14 protein-coding genes and 6 pseudogenes are annotated in these 16,184 nt (G+C 66.0%); 16 read left to right on the top strand and 4 right to left on the bottom strand.

The genetic code is table 11. From position 1 onward, the window contains the following. Positions 1–24 precede the first annotated feature (24 nt). On the bottom strand, positions 25–990 hold the full coding sequence (locus E6W36_RS00315) for an SGNH/GDSL hydrolase family protein (protein WP_222874347.1): 966 nt from the start codon (positions 988–990) through the stop codon (positions 25–27). Positions 991–1,237: 247 nt separating this feature from the next. Here E6W36_RS00315 and E6W36_RS00310 point away from each other — a divergent pair. The 15 genes and pseudogenes from E6W36_RS00310 to galU all read left to right on the top strand — a co-directional run bounded on the left by E6W36_RS00310 (position 1,238) and on the right by galU (position 12,355). After that, a pseudogene (locus E6W36_RS00310) lies at positions 1,238–1,986 on the top strand (electron transfer flavoprotein subunit beta/FixA family protein). Then, positions 1,983–2,914, top strand: a pseudogene (locus E6W36_RS00305) (electron transfer flavoprotein subunit alpha/FixB family protein). Before E6W36_RS00310 ends, E6W36_RS00305 begins: the two co-directional pseudogenes overlap by 4 nt. A 583-nt stretch (positions 2,915–3,497) precedes the next feature. Then, complete coding sequence (locus tag E6W36_RS21310; RefSeq protein WP_222873394.1) at positions 3,498–4,400, top strand: DUF4268 domain-containing protein; 903 nt, start codon at positions 3,498–3,500, stop codon at positions 4,398–4,400. Beyond that, positions 4,397–4,603, top strand: coding sequence for a DUF4268 domain-containing protein (locus E6W36_RS22590; RefSeq protein ID WP_222873361.1), 207 nt, complete (start codon positions 4,397–4,399; stop codon positions 4,601–4,603). The genes E6W36_RS21310 and E6W36_RS22590 overlap by 4 nt, the downstream gene beginning before the upstream one ends. Before the next feature lie 82 nt (positions 4,604–4,685). Then, positions 4,686–5,554: pseudogene (locus tag E6W36_RS00290) on the top strand (3-hydroxybutyryl-CoA dehydrogenase). A gap of 12 nt (positions 5,555–5,566) precedes the next feature. Beyond that, entirely contained in the window at positions 5,567–6,235 is a 669-nt protein-coding gene (locus E6W36_RS00285; RefSeq protein ID WP_222873360.1) for a glutathione S-transferase, read from the top strand. Continuing rightward, complete coding sequence (gene argH / locus E6W36_RS00280) at positions 6,232–7,623, top strand: argininosuccinate lyase (RefSeq protein ID WP_222873359.1); 1,392 nt, start codon at positions 6,232–6,234, stop codon at positions 7,621–7,623. The genes E6W36_RS00285 and argH overlap by 4 nt, the downstream gene beginning before the upstream one ends. After that, on the top strand, positions 7,620–7,781 hold the full coding sequence (gene lptM, locus E6W36_RS00275) for an LPS translocon maturation chaperone LptM (protein ID WP_222873393.1): 162 nt from the start codon (positions 7,620–7,622) through the stop codon (positions 7,779–7,781). The genes argH and lptM overlap by 4 nt, the downstream gene beginning before the upstream one ends. Before the next feature lie 91 nt (positions 7,782–7,872). Then, positions 7,873–9,140, top strand: a pseudogene (gene lysA / locus E6W36_RS00270) (diaminopimelate decarboxylase). A gap of 3 nt (positions 9,141–9,143) precedes the next feature. After that, a pseudogene (locus E6W36_RS22585) lies at positions 9,144–10,198 on the top strand (DUF4175 family protein). A gap of 26 nt (positions 10,199–10,224) precedes the next feature. Next, positions 10,225–10,401 carry a DUF4175 family protein gene (locus tag E6W36_RS20000; RefSeq protein ID WP_246047864.1) on the top strand — a complete coding sequence of 59 codons (177 nt, stop codon included), beginning with the start codon at positions 10,225–10,227 and terminating at the stop codon, positions 10,399–10,401. A 5-nt stretch (positions 10,402–10,406) separates the two neighbouring features. Next, a complete protein-coding gene (locus E6W36_RS00255) occupies positions 10,407–10,598 on the top strand; it encodes a DUF4175 domain-containing protein (RefSeq protein ID WP_222873356.1) in 192 nt (63 codons plus the stop codon). Beyond that, complete coding sequence (locus E6W36_RS19995; RefSeq protein WP_222873355.1) at positions 10,598–11,152, top strand: DUF4175 family protein; 555 nt, start codon at positions 10,598–10,600, stop codon at positions 11,150–11,152. The genes E6W36_RS00255 and E6W36_RS19995 overlap by 1 nt, the downstream gene beginning before the upstream one ends. Positions 11,153–11,165: 13 nt before the next feature. Beyond that, on the top strand, positions 11,166–11,393 hold the full coding sequence (locus E6W36_RS00245; protein WP_425459747.1) for a DUF4175 family protein: 228 nt from the start codon (positions 11,166–11,168) through the stop codon (positions 11,391–11,393). Positions 11,394–11,488: 95 nt separating this feature from the next. Beyond that, entirely contained in the window at positions 11,489–12,355 is an 867-nt protein-coding gene (galU, locus tag E6W36_RS00240) for a UTP--glucose-1-phosphate uridylyltransferase GalU (RefSeq protein ID WP_222873354.1), read from the top strand. 14 nt (positions 12,356–12,369) lie between these two features. Here galU and E6W36_RS21305 read toward each other — a convergent pair. Both E6W36_RS21305 and E6W36_RS00225 read right to left on the bottom strand, forming a co-directional pair. Next, positions 12,370–13,295, bottom strand: a pseudogene (locus tag E6W36_RS21305) (DNA recombination protein RmuC). After that, positions 13,205–13,750, bottom strand: coding sequence for a hypothetical protein (locus E6W36_RS00225; RefSeq protein WP_222873388.1), 546 nt, complete (start codon positions 13,748–13,750; stop codon positions 13,205–13,207). Before E6W36_RS00225 ends, E6W36_RS21305 begins: the two are co-directional and overlap by 91 nt. 204 nt (positions 13,751–13,954) lie before the next feature. On the opposite strand from E6W36_RS00225, the gene E6W36_RS00220 reads away from it, so the two are divergent. Continuing rightward, complete coding sequence (locus E6W36_RS00220) at positions 13,955–14,395, top strand: hypothetical protein (protein ID WP_222873351.1); 441 nt, start codon at positions 13,955–13,957, stop codon at positions 14,393–14,395. A 266-nt stretch (positions 14,396–14,661) separates the two neighbouring features. Here the strand turns inward: E6W36_RS00220 and E6W36_RS00215 are convergent, their stop codons facing one another. Continuing rightward, the gene (locus E6W36_RS00215) at positions 14,662–16,182 is read right to left on the bottom strand and encodes an MlaD family protein (protein WP_222873350.1); all 1,521 of its coding nucleotides are present in this window, start codon (positions 16,180–16,182) and stop codon (positions 14,662–14,664) included. Between the last annotated feature and the right edge of the window lie 2 nt (positions 16,183–16,184).

The following is a 16,184-nucleotide window of genomic DNA, read 5'->3' as shown; positions in this document are numbered from 1 at the left end:
GATTCAATCTGAAACGGTGATGGTTTAGGCCCGGCGACGCCGTGTCGCGCCCGCCAGGCCGAGCATCCCCAGGCCAAGCAGGGCGATACTGGCTGGCTCCGGCACGCCAATCGCTTCCGCCGCGATCTGCGAGAAGGCAGCCTGGACACGCGCTTCCGGGTGCACGGCGTCGAAATACAGGAAGCTCGAGCAGTCCGGGGTCGGGCTCGGCGGCACGCTCAGCACGCAGGCCGCACTGAGAATGTTTGCGGGTAGCCCATAGAATTCGGGTCGCGACGCCACGTCGCCGGAGAAGCCGAACAGGTCGAGCAGATGCAGGTCGTCGCCCAGCCCAAGGCCGGCGAGGCTGGCGGCGAGAGCGTCGTTCAACTGGCCGATGGCGAGTTGCAGCGCCGGGTTCGGCCCGCCGCTGATCGGCGCGCCGGTGACATCCGGCAGGTTGGTGACCAGAAACTGTTGCGCGCCGGCGGCCCGCAACCGGGAGACCTGGGAGACGAGCGTGCCGATCACCTGGGTCGGGACGTCATTGACGCCCAGTACGCCGTTGCCGACGTCGAACAGATCGTTGCCACCGACGGTGATGACATAAAGGCCGTTCGGGTCCGCGACGCCGCCGGCAGGAAGCAGGTAGCTGTCGACCTGCGCGACCAGGTCGGGCAGGAAATCGCCGTTGTCGCGGGTGCGCGCGCCGCCGAAGGCAAAGTTGGCACCGCCCTGAAGCGCGGCGACGGTCGGTGCGCCGGTCAAGCGGATGCTGAGTAAATCCGTATAATCATAGCCATTGGTGAAATGCCCGTTGAAATAACCGACACTGGCCGGCGTCGGGTCGCTGCCGCCGACGCTCAGCACCAGGGCCTGGGTATTGCCCGCGTCAACCAGGCTGTCGCCGAAGACATAGAGCCCGCTTACGGTTGCCGCCTTCGCGGTCACCGCAGCGCCGATGGCGGCCAGGACGGTCGCCGCCAGCAGGGCGGCTGAAACCTTCTTCATGCAATCCTCCCCAAAATACCTGCTGCAGGTCTTCTTAACACTTCCGCAACGATTTCATGCTGCGCTTGTGGTTCGCATTTGTCCAGAGCGATTCGGTGAGGCGAAAACGTGTTTTGGCCCGCGCGCAGATGTCGCACCGCATTATGAAACTCTATCGGCTACAAATTGCGAGACAGGCTTGAGGCGGCAGGGCAACTAGCGTAGCGGGGTGCAACCTCGAAGACCAACACTGGGGAGAATGGCGGCAATGCGTATCCTGGTCCCGATCAAACGGGTGCTTGATTACAATGTGAAAGTCCGGGTGAAGGCCGACCAGTCCGGCGTCGATCTGGCGAACGTCAAAATGAGCATGAACCCTTTTGACGAAATCGCTGTGGAAGAGGCGATCCGGCTGAAGGAAAGGGCATCGCGACCGAGGTCGTCGTGGTCTCGATCGGCGAGGCCAAGGCGCAGGAGACCCTGCGTACGGCGCTCGCGATGGGTGCGGACCGTGGCATCCTGGTGACGACGGATGTGACCACCGAAAGCCTGGGCGTCGCCAAGCTGCTGGCGAAGATCTGCGCCGATGAACAGCCGGGTCTGGTCATCCTGGGCAAGCAGGCGATCGACGACGACGCCAACCAGACCGGGCAGATGCTTGCGGCGCTGCTGGGCTGGCCGCAGGGTACTTTCGCCTCCAAAGTCGAGAAGTCCGGCGATGCGCTGCATGTCACCCGCGAGATCGACGGCGGGCTGGAGACGGTCGCGCTGGCGCTGCCGGCGGTGGTCACCACTGACCTGCGCCTGAACGAGCCGCGCTATGCGTCGCTGCCCAATATCATGAAGGCGAAATCCAAGCCCATCGCCATGAAGACGCCGGCGGATTACGGCGTCGACGTCACGCCACGCCTGACCACGCTGAAGGTGGCGGAACCGGCCAAGCGCCAGGCTGGTGCCAAGGTCGAGACCGTCGAGGCGCTGGTCGCGAAACTGAAAGACATGGGAGCTGTCGCATGAGCGTGCTGGTGCTTGCAGAACACGACAACAAGACCCTCAAGGATGCGACCCTGGCGACGGTCGGTGCCGCCCGTCAGCTGCCGGGCGACGTGCATGTGCTGGTCGCGGGCAAGGGCTGCGAAGCCGTGGCGCACGCTGCGGCCGGGATCGAAGGGGTGGCCAAAGTGCTGCTCGCCGACGCTGACGCGCTGGAGCATCAGCTGGCGGAGGCGGTGACGCCGGTGCTGGTTGCCGCCATGGCGCACTATGATTACCTGCTGGCCCCGGCGACCACGACCGGCAAGAACATCCTGCCGCGGGTGGCCGCCCTTCTGGATGTGGCGCAGGTGTCGGACATCCTCTCGGTCGAGGCCCCGGATACCTTCACTCGGCCGATCTATGCCGGCAACGCCATCGCGACGGTCAAGAGCGCTGACGCCAAGAAGGTGATCACCGTGCGCACCACCGCTTTTGCCAAGGCGGCGGCGAGCGGCGGCGCGGCAAGCATCGAGGCGCTGGCGGCGGCTGCGACATCTGCCGGGTCGTCGTTCGTGAGTGCTGAACTTTCGGTCTCGGATCGACCGGAGCTCACCTCGGCCAAGATCATCGTCTCGGGCGGCAGGGCGCTCGGTTCCTCGCAGGCGTTCCATGACATCATCGAGCCGCTGGCCGACAGGCTGGGGCCGCCATCGGCGCGTCGCGCGCGGCGGTGGACGCCGGCTACATGCCCAACGACCATCAGGTTGGCCAGACCGGCAAGATCGTGGCACCGGAACTCTACATCGCCTGCGGTATTTCCGGCGCGATCCAGCACCTGGCGGGCATGAAGGACAGCAAGGTGATCGTCGCGATCAACAAGGACCCGGACGCGCCGATCTTCCAGGTCGCCGATGTCGGCCTGGTCGCCGACCTGTTCCAGGCAGTGCCGGAGTTGACCGCCAAGCTGTAGGCGGTCGGCGACCGATGCCGCCACCCTGGCCTGCCCACCGTCACCCCGGCCCAGCCAACGCCACCCCGGCGCGGGCCGGGGTCCATGGGCACGGGGCGACAAAGAGCTTGGGGCTTGCCGCATAGGGGCTGGACGTCCGCCACGCGCCCCATCCTCCCGCATCCCGCCACATCCGTCGCCCCGTACGTGATGCGGGGCCTGGCTCTCCTTCTAGATGGGCTTTACCAGAAAGGGGAATTACAGTTCGGAGTTACGGTGCCACTTTACGAAATGCATTAATTTCGAGCCTCGCTGCGGCGGCGATAGGGTGGCCATGGATTCCGGCATCCGCCGGAATGACGGCTCGTGATGGGCGCTTGCGCTATCCCCTTCATACACAGCCCTTTTCCTCCCCACCCACCGTCACCCCAGCGAAGGCCGGGGTCCATGGCGAAAGCAGTGCCTTCGTACTGAATGTATGCATCCATGGAGTCCGGCCGGAGTTTATCCCCGTCAGGGGCCGGAATGACTCGGTGGGTTGCGCCAACCAGCGGACTATCGATAAACGAATTTGCTCAAACAGGCGCAGGGGATCGACGGCGGTATGGCTTTGTTTCACATCACGGAAGCGGCGCTCGAACCTGTGGGCGCGACCACCTTCGCTGCGCAGAATCTCTACGAGCGGCGGGACATTCAGCGTTATCTGCGGCGGCAGATCGAGGTCATCGACTCCAACCTCATCGTCCTTGCCGAGGAGTTCGGCGAGTGGGTCGACAGTGACCGGCGCATCGATCTGTTGTGCCTTGATGCCAGCGCCGATCTGGTCGTCGTCGAGATCAAGCGTAGCGAAGACGGCGGGTTCATGGAGTTGCAGGCGCTGCGCTATGCCGCGATGATCTCGACCATGACGTTCGACCAATGTGTCGACATCCATGCCCGCACCCACGGCCTCGATCAGGACAGCGCCCGTTCGGCCATTCTCGAATTTCTTGGCTGGGAAGCTCCCAATGAGGATGATTTTGCGTCGGACACCCGGATTATTCTGGTGTCGGCCAATTTCAGCAAGGAACTGACCACCTCCGTGCTCTGGCTCGCCGAGCGCGGCGTCGATATCCGCTGCGTGCGTCTGCAGCCCTATCGCATGGACTCCGGGGCGTTGCTGCTTGATGTCCAGCAGATCATTCCTCTGCCGGAGACAACGGCTTTTCAGACCCAGATCGGTGTGAAGCGGCAGGCTGAGCGCAAGGATCGTATCGAACGGCACGACCTGCGGTTCCGCTTCTGGGATATGCTTTTGCGGGCGGCAAAGCTGCGGACCAATCTGCACGCAGGGCTTAGCCCGGGAGAATCGACCTGGCTGGCGGGCAGCATCGGCCGGGCAGGGTTTTCGCTCATCTATGGCCTCACCCAATCCCGCTGCGATGTGCGGCTTTGGATCGGCATGGGCGCGGCCAAGCGCGAACTGAACATGCTTGCCTTCGATCGTCTGTACGCGCAGCGGAGATGATCGAGGCGGAATTCGGGGCCGCCCTCGACTGGTGCCCCATGCCGGAGGCCGACGCCTGCAAGGTCCGCTATTTCATTGATGGAGGATATCGGTCGCCGGAACCGCAATGGCCGGAGATTCAGGACCGGATGATCGACGCGATGATCCGGCTTGATGCGGTATTCCGCGCGCGGGTGAAAGCGCTGCCGCTGTCGGCGGCCTGACCTCCCGGTTGCGCTCCCGCCCGGGATTGGCGATAGAGGCGCACAGGATCAGGAGGAGCCGCGCATGACCAGTCAGCCAGAGATCAACCGCATCGGCATCATCGGCGCAGGGCTTATGGGCGTCGGCATCGCGCAGGTTGCTGCCAGCGCGGGGCTGGCCGTCGCGCTTTCGGACATTTCCCTGGAGCGCGCGCAAGCCGGGCTCGGCACTATCCGCAAGCAGCTCGATCGGCAGGTGAGCAAGGGTGCGCTGAGCGCGGACGCAGCAGACGCCACGCTTGCACGCATCACGCCGGTGGTCGGGCTGGACGCCTTTGCCGAGGCCGATTTCGTCATCGAGGCGGCGACCGAGAATGTCCCGATCAAGCTCGACCTGCTCGGCCGGCTGAAGCCGGTGCTGCGCGCGGACGCGCTGCTCGCCAGCAATACCTCGTCCATCTCGATCACCATGCTGGCGGCGGCGACCGACCGGCCCGACCGCTTCATCGGCATGCACTTCTTCAACCCCGTGCCGGTCATGAAGCTGGTCGAGCTGATCCCGGGCTCGCGACCTCGGACGCAACGCTCGCCACCGTGCGCGGGATGGCCGAGCGGCTGGGCAAGACGGTGATCGTCGCGAAGGACAGCCCGTCCTTCATCGTCAATCGCGTGCTGGTGCCGATGATCAATGAGGCGATCTTCGCGCTCGGCGAAGGCGTGGGGTCGGTCCAGGACATCGACAATGGCATGAAGCTGGGTGCCAGCCATCCGATGGGGCCGCTGCAGCTGGCCGATTTCGTCGGGCTAGATACGGCGCTTGCGATCATGCGCGTCATGCTGGAGGCGACCGGCGATACGAAATACCGGCCGGCGCCGCTGCTGGTGAAATATGTCGAGGCCGGCTGGTATGGCCGCAAGAGCGGCCGTGGCTTCTATGATTATTCCGGACCGGAGCCGGTCCCCACCCGCTGAGAAGGAATTCCCATGCTCGATTTCAGTCGCCTGCGCCTGTTGATCGGCAACAAGCGCTATTCCTCCTGGTCGCAGCGCGGCTGGCTGGCGGCCAAGCTTTCCGGACTGCCATTCGAGGAGGATGTGCTGCCGATGCGGCTCGAGGGCTTCGAGGACGCGAAGGCCAAGGGTCGCCTGCCGGCCGGGCAGGTGCCGGTGCTATTTGTCGGTGATGTCATGGTGTGGGACTCGCAGGCGATCCTCGAGACGCTGGGCGAACGCGAGCCGGCACGCTTCTGGCCGGCTGACCCGCGCGCCCGCGCGCTGGCCCGCTGCGTGGTGGCCGAGATGCATGCAGGCTTTGCCGATCTGCGCCGCACCCTGCCGACCATCTATGGCCCGAAGCTGCCGACGCCCGATCTGCCCGGCGCCGTGCGCTCCCAGATCGCCCGCATCGAGCATCTGTGGGCACTATGCCGGGCGCAGGCGACGCCGCATGGTCCCTTCCTGTTCGGGCCATTCTCTGCGGCAGACTGCTTCTATGCGCCGGTGGTCACGCGTTTCGATGCCTACGGTGTCACGGTTTCGCCCGAGACCCGCGCCTATATGGACGCGGTGCTCGCCCATGACTGGGTCCGGCAGTGGTATGCGGATGCGGCGGCCGAGGAATGGCGCATCGACGATTACGAGCCCAAGCCATGAATGACGCGGCAAATCCGCTCTGGGGCGGCCGTTTTGCCGGTGGCGCGTCCGCCATCATGACCGAGATCAACGCCTCGATCGGCTTCGATAAGGCTTTGTGGCGGCAGGATATCGCCGGCTCGCGCGCGCATGCGGCCATGCTGGTCGCACAGGGCGTGCTGAGTGCACAGGACGGCGCGGCCATCGCTCAGGGCCTGGATCAGGTGGCGGCGGAGATCGACGCCGGCAAGCTGGTCGAGGACCCGGCGCTCGAAGACATTCACATGCACATCGAGACCCGCTTGTTTGCCCTGGTGGGAGATGCCGCCAAGCGCCTGCACACCGCGCGGTCCCGCAACGACCAGGTGGCGACCGACTTCCGCCTGTGGGTGCGTGACGCCATCGATGCGCTGGATGTGCGCATGGCGGCGCTGCAGCGCGCGCTGGTGCTGCGTGCAGAGGCCGAGGCCGAGACCGTGCTGCCCGGCTTCACGCATCTTCAGGTGGCGCAGCCGGTCACGCTCGGCCACCATCTGATGGCCTATTGCACCATGATCGGGCGGGACCGCAGCCGTCTCGCGGATTGCCGGACGCGGCTTAACGAATGTCCGCTCGGGGCCGCCGCGCTGGCGGGCACGTCCTTTCCCATCGACCGTTTCTCGACCGCGCGGGCGCTTGGCTTCGACCGGCCGACCGCCAACTCGCTCGACAGCGTGTCCGACCGGGACTTCGCGCTGGAGTTCATGGCCGCCTGCGCGCTTGCCGGCCTGCATCTCTCGCGCCTGGCGGAAGAGTTCATCGTCTGGGCCAGCCAGCCCTACCGCTTCGTCAGCCTGCCGGACGACTACTCGACCGGCTCCTCGATCATGCCGCAAAAGCGCAACCCGGACGCCGCCGAACTGGTGCGCGCCAAGGCGGGGCACCTGCTGGCTGGCTTCCAGCGGCTGGCGGTGGTGATGAAAGGTCTGCCGCTCGCCTATTCCAAGGACATGCAGGAGGACAAGGTGCCGACCTTCGAGGCCTTCCATACCCTCGATCTGAGCCTGGCCGCCATGACCGGCATGGTCGAGACCGTGACCTTCAATCGCGACGCCATGCGTACGGCGGCCATGAGCGGCTATTCCACCGCCACCGATCTCGCCGACTGGCTGGTGCGCGCAGCCGGCGTGCCGTTCCGCGAAGCGCACCACATCACCGGGCGCGCCGTGCGTTTGGCGGAGGAGCGCGGCTGCCGACTCGATGCGCTGAGCCTTGGCGACCTGCAGGCAGTCGATCCGCGGATCACCCAGGGCGTGTTCGCGGTGCTCAGCGTCGACGCCTCGGTCGCCAGCCGCACCAGCTACGGCGGCACTGCGCCGGATCAGGTTCGCGCCCGGATCGCCGACGTTCGCCGGGAGCTGGGCTTGTGACGCGCGCCAGCCTGCTCCTGCTGCTGGCTCTGGCCGCCTGCGGCACACGCGGCGATCTGGAGCCGCCGAACGGGGTCGCGCCGCCCAAGCCGGTCTGGGCAGAGGGCGCGCCCAGGATCTGGCATCGCCGCCGCGCCAGGTCGATGACGTCAATCTGATCCGCACCCCGGACTATGTGCCCAAACCCGCGGATGACGCGCCGGCGCAGGATCAGTCCGCGCCGGACACCGTCGAGCCGAAGCGGGACTGATGCACCACTTCGCGCACCGGGACGGCCAGTTGCACGCCGAGGACGTGCCGCTGGCGCGTATCGCCGAGGCCGTCGGCACGCCGGTCTATGTCTATTCAACGGCAACACTGGTCCGGCATTTCCGGGTGTTCAGCGACGCCTTCGCCGGTGCGAACGCGCTGGTCTGCTATGCGGTCAAGGCGAATTCCAACCAGGCTGTGCTGGCGACGTTGGCGCGCGCGGGGCAGGGGCGGACGTGGTGTCGCTTGGCGAGCTGAAGCGGGCGCTCGGTGCCGGCATCCCGCCAGAGCGGATCGTATTCTCAGGCGTTGGCAAGACCGAGGCGGAGATGGCGGCCGGGCTGCGCGCCGGCATCCACCAGTTCAATGTCGAGTCCGAGCCGGAACTGGACCGGCTGAGTGCCGTGGCGCAGAGCGTCGGGCGGACGGCGGATATCGCCGTGCGCGTCAACCCGGATGTCGATCCGCGCACCCATGCCAAGATTTCGACCGGGCAGTCGGAGGCCAAGTTCGGTGTCCCCTGGGAGCGCGCACGGGCGATCTACGCGCAGGCCGCGCGCCTGCCGGGCATCAGGGCCCTGGGCGTCGACGTGCACATCGGCAGCCAGTTGACGCAGCTCTCGCCCTTCGAAGCGGCGTTCGCCAAGGTTGTCGACCTGATCCGCGTGCTGCGGGCGGACGGGCACGACATCCGCCGCGCCGACCTCGGCGGCGGTCTCGGCATCCCCTACGAGATCGATGCCGGCGCCGCCGCCGCCAGCCGACTACGGCGCGCTGGTGCAGCGGGCGATTGCAGGCTTCGACCTCGAGCTGATTCTCGAGCCGGGCCGCCTGATCGCCGGCAACGCCGGGCTGTTGCTGACGCGCGTGCTCTATGTGAAGCAGGGGCGGCGAAGACCTTCGTCATCCTCGATGCGGCGATGAACGATCTGATCCGCCCAAGCCTTTACGACGCTTTCCACGAAATCGTGCCTGTCGCCACGCCGCGCGCCGATGCGCCGCGCGCGCCGGTAACCCTGGTCGGTCCGGTGTGCGAGACCGGTGATCTGTTCGCGCGCGACCGGGCGATGCCGCCGCTCGGTGCCGGCGATCTGGTCGCGATCCTGTCGGCGGGCGCTTACAGCGCGGTCATGTCCTCGACCTACAATTCCCGGGCGCTGGTGCCGGAGGTGCTGGTGAACGGCGCTGATTTCGCCGTCGTGCGGCCCCGGCTCGACGAAGACGCGCTCATCGCGCTGGACAGGATGCCGCCCTGGCTTAATCAATAGGCCATGGTTGACCCTTGGACACTCGGCCCACGCGATCGGCGGCTTGCAACCCCGCTCGACATGGGCGGCGGCGTAGCGCGCATCGCTCAGGCGCGCGCTGCCCTGTGGCTGGAACGGGCCTGGCCGCAGCTACGGCTGGTCCTGCTGCTGCTCGGTGCCTATGCCGGCCTGGCGCTGCTCGGCGCGTTCACGGCATTCGCGCCGGGGGCTCGGGTCGGGCTGCTGCTGCTCCTCATCGCAGGGCTTTGCATGCTTGGCAGGCGCATCCTGAAGACCGTGCCATGGCCAGGCGAGCGGGCCGCCATTGCCCGGCTGGAGTTGCAGAGCGGCCTGCCGCGCGGCCTGTTGCAGCTTGCACGCGATGTGCCGGCGCTGGAGGGTGAGCCGGGGCTCTGGCGTATCGGCAAGCGCCTGTCCCTTGCCGCCTGGGCACGGCCGCTACGGCTGGGGATGCGGCTCGATTGCGTTACCGGCGATCGCTACGGCTTCGGCACCGCCGCCGTTCTGCTCTTGGCGCTCGGGCTGCTGGTTGCCGGCCCCAGGCTGGCGAGCGGCTGCGTGCGGCGTTTCTGCCGTCCGCCTCTCTGCTGGGAGATGTCGTCCTCAAGGTGCGGGCTGTGCCGCCCGCGTACACGGGTCGTGCGCCGATCCAGTTGACCGTGCGCGGCGGCGAGGCCGGGCGGATCGTCGCCCCGGGGTCGACGCTCAGGATCGCCCTGAGCGGCTGGCGGCTCAAAGCCACGGTGAAAACGCCGGATGGGCATGATCTGGCCTTGCGCGACACGGCGATCGCCAGAGCGGGCCGCTACACCGTACGCAGCGGTCTGCTGACCTTGGCCGCCTTTGAGGTGATGCAGATCGACGATCGGTCGCCAAAGCTGCGCTTTCTCGCGCCGCCGCGCCTGACGGCAAGCCAGGCGCTGGAGATCGGCTGGGCGGTCGACGACGATTTCGGCCTCGACCGGCTGTCGTTCGAGATCATGCGCGGGGCGAGGCGCGACGCTTTCCGCTGGCGGTCGGTCCAGGCACGCCGCAAGGCCTGGCGCATCTGGACCTGACGCCGGACCCATGGGCGGGCCAGACCGTGCGGGCGCGTCTGGTCGGGGCGGACCAGGCTGGCCAGACCGGCGTCAGTACGGAGATCAGCCTGCGCCTGCCGGAACGCATGTTCCAGCATCCGCTGGCGCGGCGCATCATCTCGGCGCGCAAACTCTTGTTGCAGTCCCGCAGCGTGCGCGCGCCACGGTTCAGCAGCAGTTGACCGCGATGGCCGAGGACCGGGCGGCGTATAACGGGCGCTATGCCGTCTATGCCGGGCTGCGGGCTGCGCACTGGCGACTTCAGTACAGCGAGGATCCGCGCGGCTATGAAACCGCCGGGCTGCTTTGGGACATTGCGCTCGATCTCGAAGGGGGCTGTCGAGCGTCGGCGATGTCCGCAAGGCGCTGGATTCGCTGATGGGCGCACTCGGGCGCAATGATGGCGCGCTGGCGGCGCAGATGAAGGGCCTCGAGCAGGCGCTTTCGCGGTTTCTCGCCGATGCGCTGCGCAAGGCCATGCAGTCGCCGCAGTCCGCCCAGCCTTCAGGCCCGGTGCGCATGCTGGACGCTGGTGCTTTCGACAGCATGCTGAATGCCCTGCGCGAGCGGCTCGCAGCGGGTGATGCTGCCGGGGCGCAGGAAATCCTGCAGGCGCTACGCTCGGTTGTCGAGAATTTACGGGTGGCGAACGGTCCGCAGAATGTGGTTGCAGCCGAAGTCGGCCGGATGATCGCGGCCCAGCAGCAGATTGCGCGCCAGACGACGCAGGGGCAGCAGGCGGCGCAAGGCATGCAGCCGGCACAGCAGGGATTGGGGCAGCGGGCGGCCGCGCTGGCGCAGCGCCTTCCCGGCGGCGAGGCGGCGGGGCAATTGCGCCGCGCCGCGCAGGCCATGCGCCGGGCGGCCGGGCAATTGGGGCAGGGGATGGCGCTGCGGCGGCGGTTGCCCAGGCCAAGGCGTTGCAGGCCTTGAAGTCGGCAGCGCAATCCCTCGGGCAGGGCGGGGAGGCGCAGGCACGCGGCGATCCAAGCAAGGGGTCGATCCACTGGGTCGCGCCTCGGGGCAGGCGATCGGGCCGGAATTCCGGCTGCCGAGCGAGCAGGAGCGTCGCGCCATCGAGGACCTGCGCCGCCTGCTGGAGCAGCGTGCGGCAGACCCTGGACGTAGTGCGGACGAACGTGCCTATTACCAGCGTTTGCTGAAGCGTTTTTAACCCTTTTTTCCGCGTCTTTCATTGCAGTGCAACGCTTAGGGCGTAAGCCGCATCGCATCTGCACAAGGTGGGATGTGTGTGCGAGGAGAGATTTTATGAAACCCGTTCGTAAAGCTGTTTTTCCAGTCGGGGGTCTGGGGACCCGTTTTCTGCCAGCCACCAAGGCGATGCCCAAGGAAATGCTTCCTGTCGTCGATAAGCCCTTGATCCAGTATGCGGTTGAGGAAGCGCGCGCCGCCGGGATCGAGGAGGTCATCTTCGTGACCGGGCGCGGCAAGTCCGCGATCGAGGACCACTTCGACTATGCCGCCGAACTCGAGCAGGTATTGAGCAGCCGCAACAAAACCGACCAGCTCACCGAGGTCCGCGCCATCCCCGGCCCGCCGGGTGCCATCTCCTACACGCGCCAGCAGGAGCCGATGGGTCTTGGCCACGCCGTCTGGTGCGCACGCTATCTCATCGACGACGAGCCGTTCGCGGTTCTTCTCGCGGATGATCTCATCCAGTCGAAGACGCCGTGCCTGAAGCAGATGATCGACGCCTACCACCGGGTTGGCGGCAACATGGTGGCGGCGATGGAAGTGCCGCACGCGCACACCAGCCGTTATGGCATCGTCTCGCCGGGTGCTGTCGACGGCAATCTGGTCGAAGTGAAGGGTCTGGTGGAAAAGCCGAAGCCGGAGCAGGCGCCGTCACGCCTTGCCGTCATCGGCCGCTACATCCTGCAGCCGGAAGTGATGGGCATCCTCGACAAGAAGCAGGTCGGTGCCGGCGGCGAGATCCAGTTGACGGACGCCATGGCGCAACTGATCGGTCAGCAGCCGTTCCATGGCCTGCACTTCGAGGGCACCCGCTTCGATTGTGGCGACAAGGCCGGCCATGTCATGGCAAACATCGCCTTCGCGCTCGAGCGGGCGGACATGGGCGAGACCATTCGCGCCTACATCCACGCGATCAAATAAGCCCCGGCGGCGCGTTACGCCGCATCGGCGGGCGGGCTGAGCGACAGATCCCGCCCCGCCAGAGGGCGTAGCGCCGCCTCCACCGGCTCCAGTGTTTCCGGGCCTTCGACGCCCTGCAGTTCGCTGAATTTGCGCGCCTGCGGCAGCACCGAGGTTTCCAGGGTGCCAACGAACTCGTTGTAGCTTTTGACGGTCGCGCCGATCTTGCGGCCAATGTCCTGCACCCGCTCGCCAAGCCTGATGAGCCGCTGGTACAGTTCTTTGCCCAGCCCGCCGATCTGCTGCGCCTGCTCGGCAAGCCGCTCCTGCCGCCAGCCGAGCGCTATGGTCCGCGCGAGCGCGATCAGGTTGGTCGGCGTCGCGATGAGCACCCGCTTCTCGAACGCGTATTCCCAGAGGGCAGGATTGATCTCCAGCGCCGCCGAGACGAAATGCTCGCCGGCCACGAACATCACCACGAAATCGGGCGTATCCTTGAACTGCGACCAGTAGTTTTACCGCCCAGTTGCTCGACGTGCAGACGCATCGCCTCGGCGTGGGCGCGCATATGCGTATGCCGCGCTGCATCGTCCTGGGTATCCAGCGCCTCCTGATAGGCGTTGAGCGAGGTCTTGGCGTCGATCACCAGTTGCCGCCCGCCAGGCAGGCGCACCACTGCGTCCGGCCGCAGACGGCCGTCATCGGTCGCAACGTGCACCTCGGCCCGGAAGTCCACATGCTCGCTCAGCCCTGCCATTTCCAGGACATTGCGCAGCTGCTGCTCGCCCCAGCGTCCGCGCGTTTTCGGGCCAGAGCGTAGCGCATGGGTCAGCTTCTGGGTTTCCGAACGCAGCCGGTGCTGATCCTCGGCTAGCGCCGCAATCTGTGCGCGCAGGCTACCGTAGGCGTCCGCGCGCACCCGCTCCACGTCCTGAAGGCCGGTTTGATACTGGCCGAGCACGTCGCGCAGCGGCGCGACCAGCGCCTCGAACTCGCTGCGTACGCTGTTGAGTTTTCGCCTGAGCGTTCCTGATGCTGGGCAAAGCTCTGGTTCGCCAGCTCGAAGAACGCCTGCTGGCTGCCGCGCAGGCTCTGTTCGGCGGCGGCCTGAAATTCCCGCGTCATCGCCTCCCGCAGATCGGTCAGGGTCGCGATCTTTTCTTCCAGCCGGCGCTGCTGCTCCTCCCGCTCGGTCTCGATCCGCGCCAGCCGCACCTCCAGGCTCGAACGGGTGAGGCGCTCCTGCTCCAGCAGCGTTTCAAGCTCTGGCAGCCGCGCTGCGCGGGCCTGCTCGGCGCTCAGCGCAGCGCGCGTGTCCGAGAGTTCGGCATAGCGGGCCTCAAGCGTCATGCGCAGCAGTGCTGTTTCGTCGCGCGCGACGGCCAGCCGCCGGCGTAACCACAGCCCGCACAGCACGGCCGTCAACAAGCCGCCAGCGATAAACGCGGCGAGTGGAAGCAAGGATTGGAACATTAAGCGAACGTAGCAGATGACGCCTGCCATGACTAGCATGCAATTTGCCGCTCGCTGAACAATAACTGTCGCCAGACTGTGCCCCGTTCGCGCCCGGGGCGATAGGCGAAACGCGCAATCATGGTATATTATTGCTGGAGGTGCCCCATGATCCGGACTTTGGCCCTGACGTTCCTGCTGCTAGCACCCTCGCTTGCCTCTGCGGACAGCCCACCAGACCCGGCGGCAGGGGTCGCCGCGAAACCACAAAAGCAGCACAGCGCGCGCGTGCAGCGCAAGCTTGACTATCTGGCGTCGCTGACCCCGGACGGCGAGCCAAAGGACTGCCTGCCGATCACCCAGGTTGAGTCGACCCGCGTGCTCAGCGACTCCGCGATCCTGTTCAAGATGCGCGGCGGCAAGCTCTATCTCAGCAAGCTGCCGTACGCCTGCCCACGGCTGGGTTTCGAGGAGCGCTTCAGCTTCAAGACCAGCACGCCCTATTATTGCTCGATCGATGTCATCACGCCCCTGGACAATCGCCTGCAGGAATTCGGGAGCTGCCCGCTCGGCGTATTCCAACCGGTGAAGCCGGCACCTAAAAGCTAGACCCTTCCCGTTTTTGATTGAATCACTTTTGGCGAGGCAATCAAAAAACGGACAAGAAGGGTCTACACAAAGCGTGAGAGTTTTCTTGTCGCCTTTGCTTGAGGCACTTAAACACAAGTGCCTCAATCTCAGTCGGAAAGGCTCTAGACCTTGATCGTTTCAGATTGAATCAATCTGAAACGTGAATCATGGTCTAAATTGTTGATAAGAGCCTGATTCACGCTCTCGGTTGAAGCACATATGCTTCAACCTCAACCGATCAGGCTCTAGGATCGCGCTGAGCTGTTCAACCAGTCGGTAAGCTGTCCGAAGCAGGCAAAGACCGCCATATTGAAGCCGCGCGAGATATCCAGCGGCTTGAGGGACGCGACCGGGGCATCGACCGCGCATTGGCCTGCGCCGCCGCCCTGGCTGCGTGGCAGGCGGGCCTCGAACGCCACACGGATCGTATGCGCGCCGCCGCCTGCCGCGACGTTCAGCGCCCGCACCGTCAGATAGAGCGCCGGCCGGGTTGCGTGCCCGGCACCTGGCGTCTTCGCTGCGTAAGCCATCTGTGCGGCCCGGCGCAGCAGCCGCTCCGGCCGGTCGATCCACTGCACGCCCGGCAGATATTCCACCAGGGTCGGCTGCGACTTCACGGCGATGCGCACACTGGCGTAGTCCGCCGGCACGTCGACCTGCAGGACGATGGCGTCCAGCGCAACCGGGGTCGGGGGCTGGCTATTCTCCAAGGTCAGCAGGGCGGGCGGTGGCTCATTCGACCCGAAACTGATCAGCGGGCCGCACCCCGCCAGCAGTAGGGTTGCGACCATGGCGAGGGCGTTTCCGCTCGGGCTATTTTTGGACGCATCGCGGTACTCCGGTATTTTCTCGCTTGAGAGCAGGGACGCCGCAGAGCCCTGGTCGATCCGGTCGCCCAGGCGGTTCAACGTATGGGTCAGTTCGCGCAGGTCGCTGACCAGAAGGCCGATCTCCGGCAACGTATCCTGCCCGAACGCGCTCAGGCCGGGTTGGGCATCCTTGAGGATGTCATCGATCTTGCGGACCGCGCTGTCCGTGTTCTGCGCCAGCGTGCGCAGGTCTCTCAGCAGGGGCTTGGCGTCCTCGTTGACGGCCAGTGTCGTGCCGTCCGCAAGCCGGGTTACGGCGGCGAGGCTGCCGCGCAGATCGACGATTGCGCCGTTCAACTCCTGAATGCCGGAGGCCAGCAGGGGTGACTGATCGGCGAGTGTGACGGTCAGGCGCTCGGTATTCGCCAGGATATCGCCGATGGCCTTCTTGTTCTTGTCGTTGAGAACATCTTTGATCTCATCGAGTACGTCCGTCGTTCTCTGCAGGATTTCCGGGATGCTCACGAACAACTTCTCAAGCGCTGACCGCTTGGAGGGGATGACAGGCACGCCGAACGGCCCCGGCTCCACCAGCGGGGTCCCGGCCTGGGTCGCGCCCGAGAGCTGAACCAGCACGGCGCCGGTCAGGCCCTGGGATTCCAGGCTGGCCGTAGTGCCGGTGTAGACCGGTGTATCTTCCGAAACGCGGATGCGCACGCGCACGGCGCTTGGCTGATCCCGCACCAATGCGATGGTCGTCACGGTTCCGACCGGCACACCGTTGTAGTTGACCAGGCTGCCCTGGTTCAGTCCGGCGACCGAGCCATAGAACATGATGTCGAAATCCTTGGTGGCGCCTGCGTCGACGCGCGCCAGCCAGATGATGAAGCCGAACAGGGCTGCAACCAGCACCAGGACAAAGCTGCCGACAAGCACATGACTGGCGCGGGTTTCCATCG

The organism is Hankyongella ginsenosidimutans, assembly GCF_005144965.1.
Taxonomy (GTDB): Bacteria; Pseudomonadota; Alphaproteobacteria; order Sphingomonadales; family Sphingomonadaceae; genus Hankyongella; species Hankyongella ginsenosidimutans.
This window is presented reverse-complemented; position numbering and strand designations above follow the sequence as displayed.

Bases quoted from the DNA above. Each gene is read 5' to 3' on its own strand.
- E6W36_RS00285 (WP_222873360.1), top strand. From the start codon at position 5,567: ATGCTCGATTTCAGTCGCCTGCGCCTGTTGATCGGCAACAAGCGCTAT.
- E6W36_RS22590 (WP_222873361.1), top strand. From the start codon at position 4,397: ATGATCGAGGCGGAATTCGGGGCCGCCCTCGACTGGTGCCCCATGCCG.
- argH (WP_222873359.1), top strand. From the start codon at position 6,232: ATGAATGACGCGGCAAATCCGCTCTGGGGCGGCCGTTTTGCCGGTGGC.
- E6W36_RS00255 (WP_222873356.1), top strand. From the start codon at position 10,407: ATGGCCGAGGACCGGGCGGCGTATAACGGGCGCTATGCCGTCTATGCC.
- E6W36_RS19995 (WP_222873355.1), top strand. From the start codon at position 10,598: ATGGGCGCACTCGGGCGCAATGATGGCGCGCTGGCGGCGCAGATGAAG.
- E6W36_RS00315 (WP_222874347.1), bottom strand. From the start codon at position 990: ATGAAGAAGGTTTCAGCCGCCCTGCTGGCGGCGACCGTCCTGGCCGCC.
- E6W36_RS00215 (WP_222873350.1), bottom strand. From the start codon at position 16,182: ATGGAAACCCGCGCCAGTCATGTGCTTGTCGGCAGCTTTGTCCTGGTG.
- E6W36_RS00220 (WP_222873351.1), top strand. From the start codon at position 13,955: ATGATCCGGACTTTGGCCCTGACGTTCCTGCTGCTAGCACCCTCGCTT.
- E6W36_RS21310 (WP_222873394.1), top strand. From the start codon at position 3,498: ATGGCTTTGTTTCACATCACGGAAGCGGCGCTCGAACCTGTGGGCGCG.
- galU (WP_222873354.1), top strand. From the start codon at position 11,489: ATGAAACCCGTTCGTAAAGCTGTTTTTCCAGTCGGGGGTCTGGGGACC.